Raw genomic sequence first — 12,077 nt, forward strand, 5'->3', positions numbered from 1 at the left:
CCGCCTTCCTCAGGGGCTTCTAGCGTCCAGAAGACGGCGCTCCTGCCCTGGCCGCGCCGTTTCGACGAGCCCGAGGAGTCCCCTCCATGTCCCCCACGCGCACGCGCAACCGGAGCCGCCTGACCGGGATCGCCGCCGCGACACTCGTCGTCGCGGCCGTCACACCCGCCACGCTCGCCTCAGCCGCCCCCTCCGCCACCGTCTCCCCGGGCACCGTCGCCCCCGGCGGCCGCGTCAGTCTCAACCTCGACGGCTGCGACACCTCCACCGGCAGGGCCTCGTCCCGCGCCTTCGGCGCCGTCTCGCTGACTCCGGGCAGCCGCAACGGGAACAACCTCTTCGGCGCGGCCACGGTCTACCGTGACGCCGCCGCCGGCTCCTACCCCGTCACCTTCGAGTGCGGCGGAACCGGGGGCCGCCGCGTCACGGTCACCCTCCACGTCAGCCCCGGCGCCGCCCGCGGCGGCCTCGGCGGCAGCGTCGAGTCCATGAGCCCGGGCCGGATCGGCCTGGGCGGCACCCTCGCGGCCGGCGCGCTCGGCACCGGCATCTGGCTGCTGCGCCGCCGCTGGGCCCACTCGGGCTGACGGCCCGGTCAGACGGCGGCGGCCGTCCGTCCCCGCACCTGCACGCCGTCGAGCAGCGCGGCGGTCGCCTCCGCGACGGCGTCCACGGCGGCGTCGAACACCTCCTGGTTGTGCGCGGCCGGGGCCCGGAACCCGGACACCTTCCGTACGTACTGGAGCGCGGCCGCCCGGATCTCCTCCTCAGTGGCCTTCTCGGGGATGGCGGGCGGGCGCAGGGTCTTAATGGAGCGGCACATACCTCCACTATGGCGCGGCCGGCGGCAGTTCGGCCCCGGAAAGCTTCATGATGAGCCCGGCCTGGAGCCTTCCGCGCAGCTCCGGGTCGGAGACCTCCTCCAGGAGCCCAATGGCCTGCTGGGTGCTCTCGGCAGCCCGCCGGTCCTCGCGCAGGGACGCCGTCTGGGCGGCCATGTGCCGCAGGGCCAGGTCGGCCCGCCGGTGGAACAACTGCCCGACGAGGGTGACGACCAGGCCGGCGGAACTGGTGACGACCCCGATGTACGCGTCCCCCGTGCTCTCCGCCTTCCACACCGCGAGCCCGACCCCCAGGAGCAGCACCGCCGCACCGACCCCGGCGAACCGCTGGCTGGTGGCGAAGCTGCTGCGCGCCTGCGTGAGGCCGTACGCGTAGTACTCCACGAGGATCGGCGTGAAGTCGTCATGCCGGTCCCCCAGCTCGGCCGACACCCCCTGACGCGCCCCGGCGTCCACCAGCCGCGGATCCACCGCCTCCCGCGCCCCTCGGCCCAGCCGCGCCAGCAGCCGCTTCCGCTCGGCGTCCCGCTCCCGCTCGAACCGCGCCTGCCCCAGCAGGGCGACGCCCAGCAGCCCGAGCCCCGCCACCCCGAGCCCCACGACCCAGACCCACTCCACTCCCCCGGCCACACCTTCCAGATCCCCGCGTCACCGCGCGGGAAACCGGCCCGGAACCTAGACTGACGAACGCCCGGACCGTTCAGCACCAGGGACCCGAGGGAGCCACACCATGGCCAAGCGAGGAAACAAGAAGCGCGCCCGCAAGAAGAAGAAGGCCAACCACGGCAAGCGCCCCAACGCCTGAACCCCAGACATCCAGAAGACCCCCCGCCCTCACCGGCAGGGGGCCTTCGTCACAGTTCCCCCTCACCCCTCGTCGCTGCGCTCCAACACCAGGCCCACGAACCCTTCTTCCAGTCCGTTGCCCTCGTCGAGGTACGAGTGAGTCCCGTCGTGGACACCGTCACCGGCCAACACGAGGAGGTGCGCAGCCAGCGTCTCGAGGCCTGCGGCATCGGCCTCGATGACAACCTCTCGGTCGGGGCGCGGCTGTGCTCGGAAGTCAAGGGGACCATGATGCCGCTCACGGCACTCGCGTCCGGCGGGGTCTCGGGCGAAGCAGCTCCCACGAATCGGCTCTTCAAGGGCGCCGTCACCGTCCCCGATCGTCGGCGTGGATGTCAGCTGGGGATGCAGAAGGCCCCCAACCATGATCGGTTGGGGGCCTTCGCGCTGGTGGGCGTGGACGGTTTCGAACCGCCGACATCTGCTTTGTAAGCTCGCCCAGAGGCCGGTGAGCGCCAGTGCAAGCCCAGTAGCGGCTGCCGTCCACAGCCCTCCGGGGTTGCCGCCGTGCGCCGACGTTGATGTCAGCAGTGGATGTCAGATCACGGGTTCGGCATCTGCTCGTCAGCCGCCCTACGCGGTCGCCCAATGGCTTCCGCGGCACGCCTGTCAGCTGCATGCTTTCGCTCGATGGAGGCCCGCAGCTCCCCAGGCGCCGGCCAAGGCGCACGCCGGTGGATCATGCGATGACAGTTAGCGCATATGAGAGCGAGATCGCTGAGCTTGGTCCGCCCCTCGCCCGCTTCGTGCAGCGGCACGACGTGATGGCACTCGATGTACCCAGAACCGCGGTCGCCGTAGACCTCCTCGAAGTCGAACCCGCACGCTTCGCATGCCAACCGCCCGCCGCGCTGAAGCACGGAAGCGATCTTCTTCTTGCGCAGGCTCTTGTTCCGCTCTCGGGCCTGGTGCCGGCGCGTCAGCAGCCGACCCTCGGGAGCGCTGTAATCGTCCTCGAACTCCTCGTCGCCGATCGGAGCAAGAGTCCGCAGATCGCCCGCGGCAATGCCGTCGCGAATGAGCCGCGCGACCCCGGTCATCTCATCGGCCCGAGCCAAGAACTCGTTCAACACCGCGACGTCGAGGGCTCCGCCGTTGGTGGGCTTGCCCCGGTACTCCGGATGCCGCGTGGCAATGTCGAACGTCTTACGAGCCACCCCGTTGGGGTTGCGGAACTTCTCGTTGCGCTCTGCCTCAGCGTGGATGGGAAGCAGCTGGAGTAGATCCGACAGCTCCACCACTCTGGCGTCCTGGGCGTCCAACCCCTTCCAGCCGTTCTCCATCACGAGCTGACAGGCAAGGATGATCTCGTCCCGAGCCCAGTCAGGATTCCTGACGGCCTTGACCTGGAACCCTGCCCGCTTCAGCCACGCCGCGGCGTGCTCCTTGCCTCCGCTGAACTCGTCAGGCCTGAGGGCCCGACCCTGATCCCACTGATGCGCCACGCCCGCTATGGCCTTGGAGTCGTACTCCCGCCCGTCATGCACCACCACGTACGACCGGGCCTCGCCGAAGCCGTACTTCTCCAGGAACGCATCCCGTCCCAACTCTTCGTACTCGGCAATGGTCTTGAGCACGGATCCGTGTGTGATCGCTCCTCTGCGCATGGGGGCAGCGTACGACGCACCATTGACACCCGCCTGCCGCTTCATGCACCCGAAGGCTGGGCTCTGGGGCACCGTGCGCCCCGCTGTGCGACGGATGCCCTCTTGCGCGGCTCGCACACAGCCTGCACGGTTCCGTTGAATGCTGCTCGGCACTCAGGTGCCACAAGGGGGAAGGGCGGTAGGCCATGACAACCGTGACAGGCTGGGCCGAGAAGACCTTCGGCGATGCCGCCGGCCCGTTGGTCGACCTGATTCCGGCCAGCTTGGTTCGAGCCCATGCCCGAGCCCGTAACGGCCACGAGGGAGTGCAGACCCAGACCCTGGAGGCATACGGACACGGCCTGTACGCCGCGCAGTACGAGGAACTTGAAGTGGGCCTCGCCTCACTCCCCGCGGCCACGCCTGTCCGCTTACAGGGACGAACGCTCATGGTCCTTGGCGACCATGTCATCTATCCGCTCCGCTACGCCAAGAAAGACGTCCCCGTCACGGCGGCACGGCTGCGACGCGCCACGGGCTTCCGAGCTGACCTGATACGTCGGCACGGCCCCGAGCCCATGCAACAAGCCTTCGACTTGGGCCTCGACGAGTTGGACGAGCAGGAACCCCATCCCGACCTCGGCCTGCTGTCAGAGGACGTCAAGCTCGTGCTCGTCGCCTACGCCTGTTCCATGGCTCAGGGCGTCATGCGCATCGAGTGGGGCTCCGCCGAACTGCGCCGCGAGGACCGCTACCTCATCTGGCACCACCACGAGCCGCTTCACCTACCGCCTCGGTGAAAGAACGTCGATCGCACGCGGCTCCGGAGGCCCCGTGCGTTTCAGTTGTGGCCGCAGGTCAAGAGCCTAGAAGCAGTCTGTTGTGGCCCGTCGGTCCGCACATAGGCCGTGAGTCCTCGCGCCCCACCCTGCGTTGGGCGAAACGCCCAACTCTCGGCTCGCCGCCTCTTGTCGACCGCCCAGCGCCGCCAGTGTCCACGCACGCTGATGCTAGCTACCGCTCTCAGTGGCGGCCGGCGGCTACCGGCTCACTTCTTGCTCCGAAGCTTCCGCATCTTCTCTTCGGCTTCCCTCTTCTTCCGCTGGGCGACCGCGTACGGTGTCCATGCGCCCTGGTGCTTCGCGCACTGCCCGCTTCCGATGATCGCCCTGTTACGACAGCGACCGCCATCCTGCGTTGCCGCACCGCATCGCGGCTGCGTCATCTCTCCCCCGCTCATCCGGCTTCCTGGGCACCACCAAGGTGCGGAGGGAGTAGGCCACCCGAGAGGGCGCACAGAGGGCCTATCGAAGCTCAGAAGCGCACGCCGTGCCGGGAACCCGGCAATCACGAGCCTGGGAGTCACCGATCTTCATGCCCCATCTGGGTTGCAATCGGTAGAAACAGGGCGCATCAGTCGCTCTCAGAGCCCCAAGAGCGGGCCGCGATGCCAGAGCCTTTGGGGAGCTGGGCACCACAACAATCGCTCAATGGTCACTCACCGTAATAATGGAGGGCGCTTGGTGGCGTCTTCCTGGCTACGGTCCGTCGCTACGCTGCACCTCCGGTGACGGACCGTAGCCAGGAAGACCCGGGGTGGGTGTTCATTTGGAGTAAAAATGACGGTCTCTTTGTCGAGGCTTGACCTCAGGGTCCAAGGGCTTGGGCTGCCCTCCGTGCTGTTGGGGATGTGGCAGATCCCCAACAGGGAGGGCTAGGCTCGCTTTGTGGATCTGACTGAGCTGACGACCATCGTTGCTGATCTTCGAAGCGAGGGGAGTGACTTCGCTGAGGTTGAGGTTAAGCGCGCCGCAGACGGCTTCCCTCGGACCGTTGCGCCCACCGTCTCCGCTTTCGCCAATACGCCCGGTGGCGGGACGCTGATCTTTGGACTCGATGAATCGGACAATTTTAGCGCCGTTGGGGTTTATGACCCAGTGGCTTGTAAGTCTGCGCTGGCGTCGATGTCACGTACCGGAATTGAGCCAGCGGTAAATCCGCAGACCTGGGATTTTATCTTTGAGGGCCGGCCGGTGGTTGTTGCCCAGGTCGATGAACTCGCCACGTCATTCAAGCCTTGCCGTGTCAAGGGCACCGGGAAAGCCTATCTGCGTTCTTACGATGGGGACTATGAACTTTCCCAGCTTGAAGAGCAGGCGTTTATCGCCAATCGGGATATGCCGCGATTTGATCAGGCTGTCGTGAACGAATCTGGCATGGATGATCTCGACGTCATTCTAATTGATTCCTATATTGAGAACTGTAAGGCCACGTCTCCGGCCCTTGCGCGGTTTGATCGAGATGAGATTCTATTCCGTACGGGAGTGGTGGCGGGGCCCGATCGTCGGCCCACGGTGGCCGGCCTGCTGTCTCTAGGGGTCTATCCGCAGCAATTTTTCCCCAACCTGGTCATTCAGGCCAGTGTCGTCCCGGGTCCAAATGACCCTCCCGGTACGCGGGCTGTCGATGCCAGGCGATTTGACGGCCCCATCCCGCTGATGCTTGAACAGGCATTGAGTTGGGTTCAAAGGAACACTCGAACCAGGGTTCGGTTTGGTTATGACGGCCATGGGCGCGACGAGTCCGAGTACCCAGTTGAAGCTGTGCGTGAGCTGCTCTCTAATGCGCTGATCCATCGAGACTTGGGCCCCTATGCTCTAGGGGAGGCGATTACGCTCAAGATCGATAAGAGTCAGCTCATCCTGAGCAACCCTGGCGGTCTTTGGGGTCTGACTGTGGACCGTTTGGGTCACACCGGGGTTACTTCTGCACGGAATTCGTACATTGTGCGAGTTTGTCAGAACGTTCGCTATGCCCGGGGGCAGCGGGTAGTGGAGGCTCTCGCTTCAGGAATCCCTACGGTCTTGAGGAGTCTTCGCGAAGCTGGAATGGTTCCCCCTCGTTTTCATGATCAAGGGGTGAAGTTCACGGTTCGAGTCCCTAATCACACATTGTTGGCCCCGGCTGATCTGGAGTGGCTGGCTTCTCTCAGCCCTTCTGCCCCCTTGAGTGATATTCAGCGGCATGCGCTTGTGGCGATGAGGCACGGTACGCGATGGACTAACAAATCCCTGCGCGACGCATTTCCCATGGACTCGCTTGAGGCGAGGAATACCCTCGCTGGTCTAGTCGATGCCCAGGTGGCTGAGGCTGTTGGGGAGCGGGGGGGTAGAATTTATCGCCTCGCTTCAGATCTTTCGGGGAAGTCCAGCTCTGGGCGGCAGAATCTTCCGGTAATGGATGAGGCGGAGTCGGCGGAGCTTGGTAGCTCACCGGATAAGATCGAAGGTGGAGTTACACGCTCTCGCGGGGCGCGGAGGGAGAACGCAAAGGCTGTAGTGGAGGCCTTGACGGCCGGCCCTGCGTCGGTCAGTGATATTCGCGCATTTACGGGGCTCTCCACCAGGCAGGTCGAGTACGCGATCGAGTTGTTGAAAACCGAAGGAAAGGTCGCTTTGCTGGGCAGGCGCGGGGACCGGACTAGTCGTTGGTCGTTGAGCCAGGGTGGGTCTGCCGAGGATAGGTAACCTTCTGTTGACGTGCAGTGGGTTGTCTACCTTCGCCCCGACCTCCCCAACTCCCATCCCGTCTGCCGTCGACCCACACGTATGTGGAGCGGGCGCGGTGCCGGGCGTCCAGGTGGAGCGCGCCACTGTACGAACGACCTGGACGCCCGGTGCCGTGTCTGCTCGGCTTGTCCTGGGTCGACGGCAGACGGGATGGGAGTTCCCCCGCCTCAGCCTCATCCGGCCGGCACTCGCGAGCGGTCCCCGCCATCCCGGAGCCGGAGCGCCCCCGCCGGAGGCATGTTCGGTGAGGGAGGGAACCAGCGGCCCCTTTGGGGCTCGGCTCATGCCTTCGGGCCTTATCCCGTCTGTAGGGGCGGGCGTCGGCGCAGCGCGCGCGGAGCGGGCCGAAGGCAGGAGCGTCGCGCGAGAGCGGAGCCGGGAAGCCCGCCCGGCGGAGCGGAGCGCAGCCGGGTGCTTGATGAGGTAGAGAAACCTGTAACAGGTCCGCGTGGCTCCTACGGCGAAGCCGTGGGGAAGGCCCCGGCAATGGCGTGCATAGCGTCGGTGCGGCGTCGGCTCCCGCCTCGGCGAAGAGCGTGGCCTTGTGAGGCTTGTTGGCGTAGGCCACCACCGTTGCCGCCGGCGGCGTGAGCAGCCTGGACGTCGGTGAGCGAGTCACCAATGAGGGTGCAGTCCGCTACCCCACCCGCACCCGCTCCGCCGCCGTAATGATCGGGACCGGGTTGGGCTGGATCGGGTGGGCAACGTTTCCGCCGTCGCCCGTCATCCTCACACTTGCCTCCCTCCCCGCCCCCCTATTCCCCCTTCAGCAGCCTGCTTGTGAACCCGCGTCGGCACAGCTGTTCGTATGCCTCGATCACGTCGTTCGGCACCTGCTGGCTGATCATGAACCCCTGTTCCGGGTAGAGCAGAAGCCGCTGCAAAGCGCCCACAAGCATGTCGATCACCAAGCGGGCGTCCCCGATGGAGCTCACGTACTCCTCCAGCGTCATCGGGCTCGAAGCGCTGACGATCTCGACTTCGGGCCACAGTTGCCGCGCCGTGGCGTATGCCCGTCGTTCCTCGTAGGGCTTGCTGATCAGCAGTACGGAGGAAACCTCCACCCCGGCTTCTCGGAGGAGTTCGCGGCTGAAGCGGATGTTCTCGCCGGTGTTCCGAGCGCGCGGCTCCACCAGTACGGCTGAGCTGGGGACCCCCAGTTCGATCGCTCGCTCCTGGTAGTGGACGGCCTCGCCGCGCGGCATCCGTTCGCGCGTCGTGGGGCTGGTGGCTCCGGTGAACAGGAGTAGCGGAGCCATGCCTCGGCGGTACAGATCGACCGCGGTGTCCGCCACCCCCAAGTCGTGGCTGCCCAGCCCGATGGCGACCGAGCAGGGCCGCGGCATGTGGCCCATCTGGTGGTAGTCCCACAAGCGCCGAGTGTCTGCCCAGTCCTGCGCCGAGATCACGACTGGCCTTCCCCGTCATTCGCCGAGTCGGGGACCTTGAAGTCGTACTCCCAGGCGAACCGCGACGCAGCGTGCACTCCAATGGCGAACTCGACCACTGTGCCGGATGCGGTGCAGGTCGTGCGATGCAGCTCCACGACTGGTTCGCCGGCCGGAAGCTGGAGAAGCTTCACCTCGTCCGCCGTGGGGGTCCGGGCGAAGATCCGTTCCTTCATGTGGTCGATCTCGTAACCCGCGTCGTACAGGACGCGGAACCCGCCACCTCGGCCGGCCGGGCCAGGCGTCGGATCCACCAGACGCGTACCTTCAACGTGCTCGGGCCGGTAGTAGCTGGTCAGCATATGCGTCGGCTGGTCGCCTTCCTTGACCAGCCGTGCACGTGCGTAGACCGGAGCCCCCAGCGCGAGACCGTGTGCGGCTGCCACCTCGGCTGACGCTTCAACGAGGCTCACCGACTGGGTCTGTTCGTTGCGGCGGTACGCCCGGCCGGAGGCCACACGGTCCGCGATGAACGCCACTTCGTCGCCGTCGCGCCACTTGGCCTTGTCGTACCGGGCGATACCCAGGCGCTTCAGTGGAACCTGCTGCCGCACGACGGTGCCGTGGCCGCGGGACGAGGTGACAAGACCTTCAGCTTCCAGGGCCTTGTAGGCGGCGTGGACGGTGGCCTTGGAGCCCTTGCCCTGATCGACCTGTTCTCGGATGTGGGGCAACTGCTGTCCAGGCCGGTAGACACCGCTTCTGATCTCTTCGGCCAGCTTGTCCGCCAGCTCTCGCCACTTGGGCGCCATCACGAACTCCTCTCGACGGAATCTAGTCAAGCACAGTCCTAGGACTAGACAGTCCTAGGACTGTGCGCCACTATTTCTCTCAGCGACGCAGTCCTAGGACAGCGAGCCAAAATGGGCTCACTCGGGCTGCCTGACATTGGGAGCATCCATGCCCGCTTTCAAGATCGACCTCTCGACCGCCGTCGTCTTCGTCGCGACCGCCCCCACGCCGAAACTCGTGAGCAAGCAGACCGGTGAGCGGGCCACCGACCGGGAGACCGGTGCGGGTCTGTCCACGGTCGGCCTGCTGATCTCGGACGAGGGGGAGGGCAACCTCTACCAGGTGACCGTCCCGGAGACCGGACTGCCCGCGGGGCTGGTGCCGGGCATGCCGGTGTCGGTGATCGGGCTGAAGGCCCGGGACTGGGAGAACACGTTCAACGGCCAGACCCGGCACGGCATCTCGTTCCGCGCCGTCGCCCTCACCACCGTCGGGGCCTGACCGTGGCTGACCTGACGACCTTATGGGACGTCGCCGTCCCCCTGGCCGGGGCCGGTGGAGGCCTCCGCTACGCGAAGGCCCGCGCGCCGCGCGTGTACTGGTCGCTAGTGGGGTTGCCGGTGGCGCGGGTGCGGTTCGCGGTGACGTATCGCTCCACGATGGACGTGTGCGGGCTGACGGTGCAGCCGTCGCGCCTGCGGGCGTTCCTGGTCCGCAACGTCACCCGGCACGGTGACGTCCAGCCCGTCCCGCCTCGGGTCCGCCGCGTCCGTCCCTCCGCGACCGGGATGCGGGTCACCCTGCGGCTGCCGGCCGGACTGGAGCCCGCCGACGTGATGGCGGCATCGGAACGGCTGCGGCACGCCTGGGGCGTCCGCTCGGTCAACGTGATCGAGGTCCGGCCCGGGTTTGTCGAGCTGCGGATGACCGGCTACGACGTGCTCCAGCGGGTGAGGATGCCGCGCCGCCTGCCTTCCGGGCCGATGACGGTGGCGGTCGCGCTGCGGGAGGACGGCACCGCGTTCGTCCGGGACTACCTCAAGGTCCCCCACGCCCTGACGCTCGGCGCCAACCAGTCGGGCAAGTCCATGTATCAGCGCAACCTCGTTGCCGGCCTTGCCCGGCTGCCGGTCGCCCTCGTCGGCATCGACTGCAAGCGCGGGGTCGAGCAGCGGCGTTACGCCCCGCGCCTGTCGGCTCTCGCGGTGACGCCGGACGAAGCCGCGGGGGTTCTGGACGCGCTCGTGGACGACATGGAGACCCGATTCGACCTGCTGAGCGAGTACGGGGCCGCCGACATCTGGGGGCTGCCCGAAGAGGTCCGGCCAGTGCCGGTCGTGCTGCTGGTGGACGAGATCGCGGAACTGTTCCTCGTCGCCGGAAAGAAGGACGAGGAACGCCGGGACCGGATGGTCACGCAGATGATCCGGCTCGGGCAGATGGCCCGCGCCGCCGGAATCTACCTGGAGATCTGCGGCCAGCGCTTCGGCTCCGACCTCGGCAAGTGCGCCACCACGCTCCGCGCCCAGCTCACCGGCCGCGTCGTCCACCGCGTCAACGACAAACAGACCGCTGACATGGGCCTCGGCGACATTGCCCCGGACGCGGTGATCGCGGTGACCACGATCCCGCCCGACCGCCCCGGCGTCGCCGTGGCCGGCGACTCCTCCGGCGGCTGGTCCCGCATCCGCACCCCCGAACTGAGCGCGGACGAAGCCGGTGAGATCTGCACGCAGTACGCCTACCTGACCCCGGACCTTCCGGCCCTCGCCCCGTACCGGCCGGTGCTCCCCGCCGAAGCCGCGGCGAACGGGTCCGTTCCGCTGGTGAAGCCGATTCCAGCGACAGACTGATCCCTTATCCCCTCGGTTGGCGTGACCGTCTCACGCCAGGTCCCTACCCGACCCATGCCCGAATCCGAAGGGAACCCCATGTCCGCCACGAAGAAGCCCCCGGGCCCGCGTCGCCGTACGTCCAAGCCCGCGTCCACCCCGCCGTCCTGCGGCACCTGCTCCGGCACTGGGGAGACCACGACGACGGTCCGGGTGGGGCGCAAGCGCCGGGAGATCGACGCCACCCAGACCGCGCTGTGCCTGGACTGCCTCGGCACCGGCACCGCCTAACCCCCAGGAAGGAGACGGCCTCGTGTTACGCACCCTCCGCTTCGACGCCGTAGTCATCCAAGCCGTCATCGCCGGGGCCCTGTCCTTCGCCCACCTCCACGACCTCGCCGCCGCTGCCGGGCAGGACGGCTGGAAGGCCTGGGGTCAGCGTCGACCTCCTGTTGGTCGCCGCCTGGCGCCGAATGCGCACCGACGTCGAGAACCGCGATGCCTGGCTGTGGTTCGCCATCGCCCTCATCGCCTCACTCGGCGCCAACATCGCCACCGCCGGGCTCCTCGACCTCCAGAACGTCCCGGCCTGGCTGCGCATCCTCGTCACCGGATGGCCCGCCCTCGCCTTCCTCGGCGGCACCCTCCTCGCCCACAGCCCGGCACCAGAGCCGAAGGTGCCGGAACCGGAGCCCCTGGATCGGCCTCACAGCGAACCTGAGCCGGAACTCACCGTGGAGCGGATCCCGGAACCGGCCACCGAACTTCCGCCGGCCGAACCCGCCCCGGAAGAACCGGACGAAGAAGCCCCAGCGGAACTTACTCCCGTCGCCAAACCTGCGCCCCCCGCTACCGCTGTGGCCGTTCCGCCTGCGCTGCTCGATCACGCCCGAAAGATCGCGGACGCCCACCGCGTCCAGACCGGCGCCCCGATCGACGCGACGACCCTCCGGACCCGTCTCGGTGTCCCGGCCGCGCTCGCGGACTCGATCGCCCTCCAACTCGCCTGACAGGAGATCGCCACCCATGCGCCCGAAGCACTTCTACAACGTGATCCGCATCGGACCCGTCCGCGTCGGCACCTACCGCGACGGCCTTGGCCGTACCAAGCACACCGCCGCCTGCACCGCCCCCGAGTGCGGCTTCTCCGCCGACTACTCCAGCCGCGCCGCCGCTGAACTCGCCGCCCGCACCCACCGCTGCAACCCGCGCTGACCCGCGA

Annotated in this window: 15 protein-coding genes and 1 pseudogene; 10 read left to right on the top strand and 6 right to left on the bottom strand. The window is 67.4% G+C overall.

All coding sequences use genetic code 11. From position 1 onward, the window contains the following. Positions 1–86: 86 nt before the first annotated feature. Positions 87–587 (top strand): hypothetical protein, encoded by a 501-nt coding sequence (locus tag ACZ514_RS28985; RefSeq protein ID WP_469126064.1) that lies wholly within the window; start codon positions 87–89, stop codon positions 585–587. An 8-nt stretch (positions 588–595) separates the two neighbouring features. On the opposite strand, the gene ACZ514_RS28990 is transcribed toward ACZ514_RS28985, so the two are convergent. Both ACZ514_RS28990 and ACZ514_RS28995 read right to left on the bottom strand, forming a co-directional pair. Continuing rightward, the gene (locus ACZ514_RS28990) at positions 596–823 is read right to left on the bottom strand and encodes a DUF2277 domain-containing protein (RefSeq protein ID WP_388936116.1); all 228 of its coding nucleotides are present in this window, start codon (positions 821–823) and stop codon (positions 596–598) included. Between the two features lie 7 nt (positions 824–830). Further along, entirely contained in the window at positions 831–1,460 is a 630-nt protein-coding gene (locus ACZ514_RS28995) for a TRADD-N-associated membrane domain-containing protein (protein ID WP_468171438.1), read from the bottom strand. 112 nt (positions 1,461–1,572) lie between these two features. On the opposite strand from ACZ514_RS28995, the gene ACZ514_RS29000 reads away from it, so the two are divergent. Continuing rightward, positions 1,573–1,647: a 50S ribosomal protein bL37 gene (locus tag ACZ514_RS29000; protein WP_099895366.1), complete on the top strand. Its 75-nt coding sequence runs from the start codon at positions 1,573–1,575 to the stop codon at positions 1,645–1,647. Positions 1,648–1,709: 62 nt separating this feature from the next. Here ACZ514_RS29000 and ACZ514_RS29005 read toward each other — a convergent pair whose 3' ends face one another. Continuing rightward, on the bottom strand, positions 1,710–1,820 hold the full coding sequence (locus tag ACZ514_RS29005; RefSeq protein WP_469126065.1) for a hypothetical protein: 111 nt from the start codon (positions 1,818–1,820) through the stop codon (positions 1,710–1,712). On the opposite strand from ACZ514_RS29005, the gene ACZ514_RS29010 reads away from it, so the two are divergent. Then, the gene (locus ACZ514_RS29010; protein WP_469126066.1) at positions 1,797–2,120 is read left to right on the top strand and encodes a hypothetical protein; all 324 of its coding nucleotides are present in this window, start codon (positions 1,797–1,799) and stop codon (positions 2,118–2,120) included. The two genes, ACZ514_RS29005 and ACZ514_RS29010, sit on opposite strands and share 24 nt — an antisense overlap. A gap of 110 nt (positions 2,121–2,230) precedes the next feature. On the opposite strand, the gene ACZ514_RS29015 is transcribed toward ACZ514_RS29010, so the two are convergent. Beyond that, positions 2,231–3,295 (bottom strand): HNH endonuclease, encoded by a 1,065-nt coding sequence (locus tag ACZ514_RS29015; protein WP_469126067.1) that lies wholly within the window; start codon positions 3,293–3,295, stop codon positions 2,231–2,233. Positions 3,296–3,480: 185 nt separating this feature from the next. Here ACZ514_RS29015 and ACZ514_RS29020 point away from each other — a divergent pair, with 185 nt between their 5' ends. Both ACZ514_RS29020 and ACZ514_RS29025 read left to right on the top strand, forming a co-directional pair. Next, complete coding sequence (locus ACZ514_RS29020) at positions 3,481–4,074, top strand: hypothetical protein (protein ID WP_469126068.1); 594 nt, start codon at positions 3,481–3,483, stop codon at positions 4,072–4,074. Positions 4,075–5,001: 927 nt separating this feature from the next. Continuing rightward, a complete protein-coding gene (locus tag ACZ514_RS29025; protein ID WP_469126069.1) occupies positions 5,002–6,801 on the top strand; it encodes an ATP-binding protein in 1,800 nt (599 codons plus the stop codon). 797 nt (positions 6,802–7,598) lie between these two features. On the opposite strand, the gene ACZ514_RS29030 is transcribed toward ACZ514_RS29025, so the two are convergent. After that, positions 7,599–8,252, bottom strand: a complete 654-nt coding sequence (locus ACZ514_RS29030) for a YdcF family protein (protein ID WP_468622558.1) — start codon at positions 8,250–8,252, stop codon at positions 7,599–7,601. Continuing rightward, a complete protein-coding gene (locus ACZ514_RS29035; RefSeq protein WP_469126070.1) occupies positions 8,249–9,043 on the bottom strand; it encodes a GntR family transcriptional regulator in 795 nt (264 codons plus the stop codon). The genes ACZ514_RS29030 and ACZ514_RS29035 overlap by 4 nt, the downstream gene beginning before the upstream one ends. Before the next feature lie 148 nt (positions 9,044–9,191). Here ACZ514_RS29035 and ACZ514_RS29040 point away from each other — a divergent pair, with 148 nt between their 5' ends. The 5 genes and pseudogenes from ACZ514_RS29040 to ACZ514_RS29060 all read left to right on the top strand — a co-directional run bounded on the left by ACZ514_RS29040 (position 9,192) and on the right by ACZ514_RS29060 (position 12,070). Next, positions 9,192–9,524 (top strand): SCO3933 family regulatory protein, encoded by a 333-nt coding sequence (locus tag ACZ514_RS29040; RefSeq protein WP_469114041.1) that lies wholly within the window; start codon positions 9,192–9,194, stop codon positions 9,522–9,524. A 2-nt stretch (positions 9,525–9,526) separates the two neighbouring features. Beyond that, on the top strand, positions 9,527–10,876 hold the full coding sequence (locus tag ACZ514_RS29045; protein WP_469126071.1) for an FtsK/SpoIIIE domain-containing protein: 1,350 nt from the start codon (positions 9,527–9,529) through the stop codon (positions 10,874–10,876). 78 nt (positions 10,877–10,954) lie between these two features. Further along, the gene (locus tag ACZ514_RS29050; RefSeq protein WP_468622565.1) at positions 10,955–11,146 is read left to right on the top strand and encodes a hypothetical protein; all 192 of its coding nucleotides are present in this window, start codon (positions 10,955–10,957) and stop codon (positions 11,144–11,146) included. A gap of 22 nt (positions 11,147–11,168) precedes the next feature. Continuing rightward, positions 11,169–11,865 (top strand): annotated as a pseudogene (locus ACZ514_RS29055) (DUF2637 domain-containing protein). A gap of 16 nt (positions 11,866–11,881) precedes the next feature. After that, entirely contained in the window at positions 11,882–12,070 is a 189-nt protein-coding gene (locus ACZ514_RS29060; protein ID WP_469126072.1) for a mobile element transfer protein, read from the top strand. The last annotated feature ends 7 nt before the right edge of the window (positions 12,071–12,077 follow it).

It is taken from the genome of Streptomyces sp. NPDC034086, assembly GCF_055575515.1.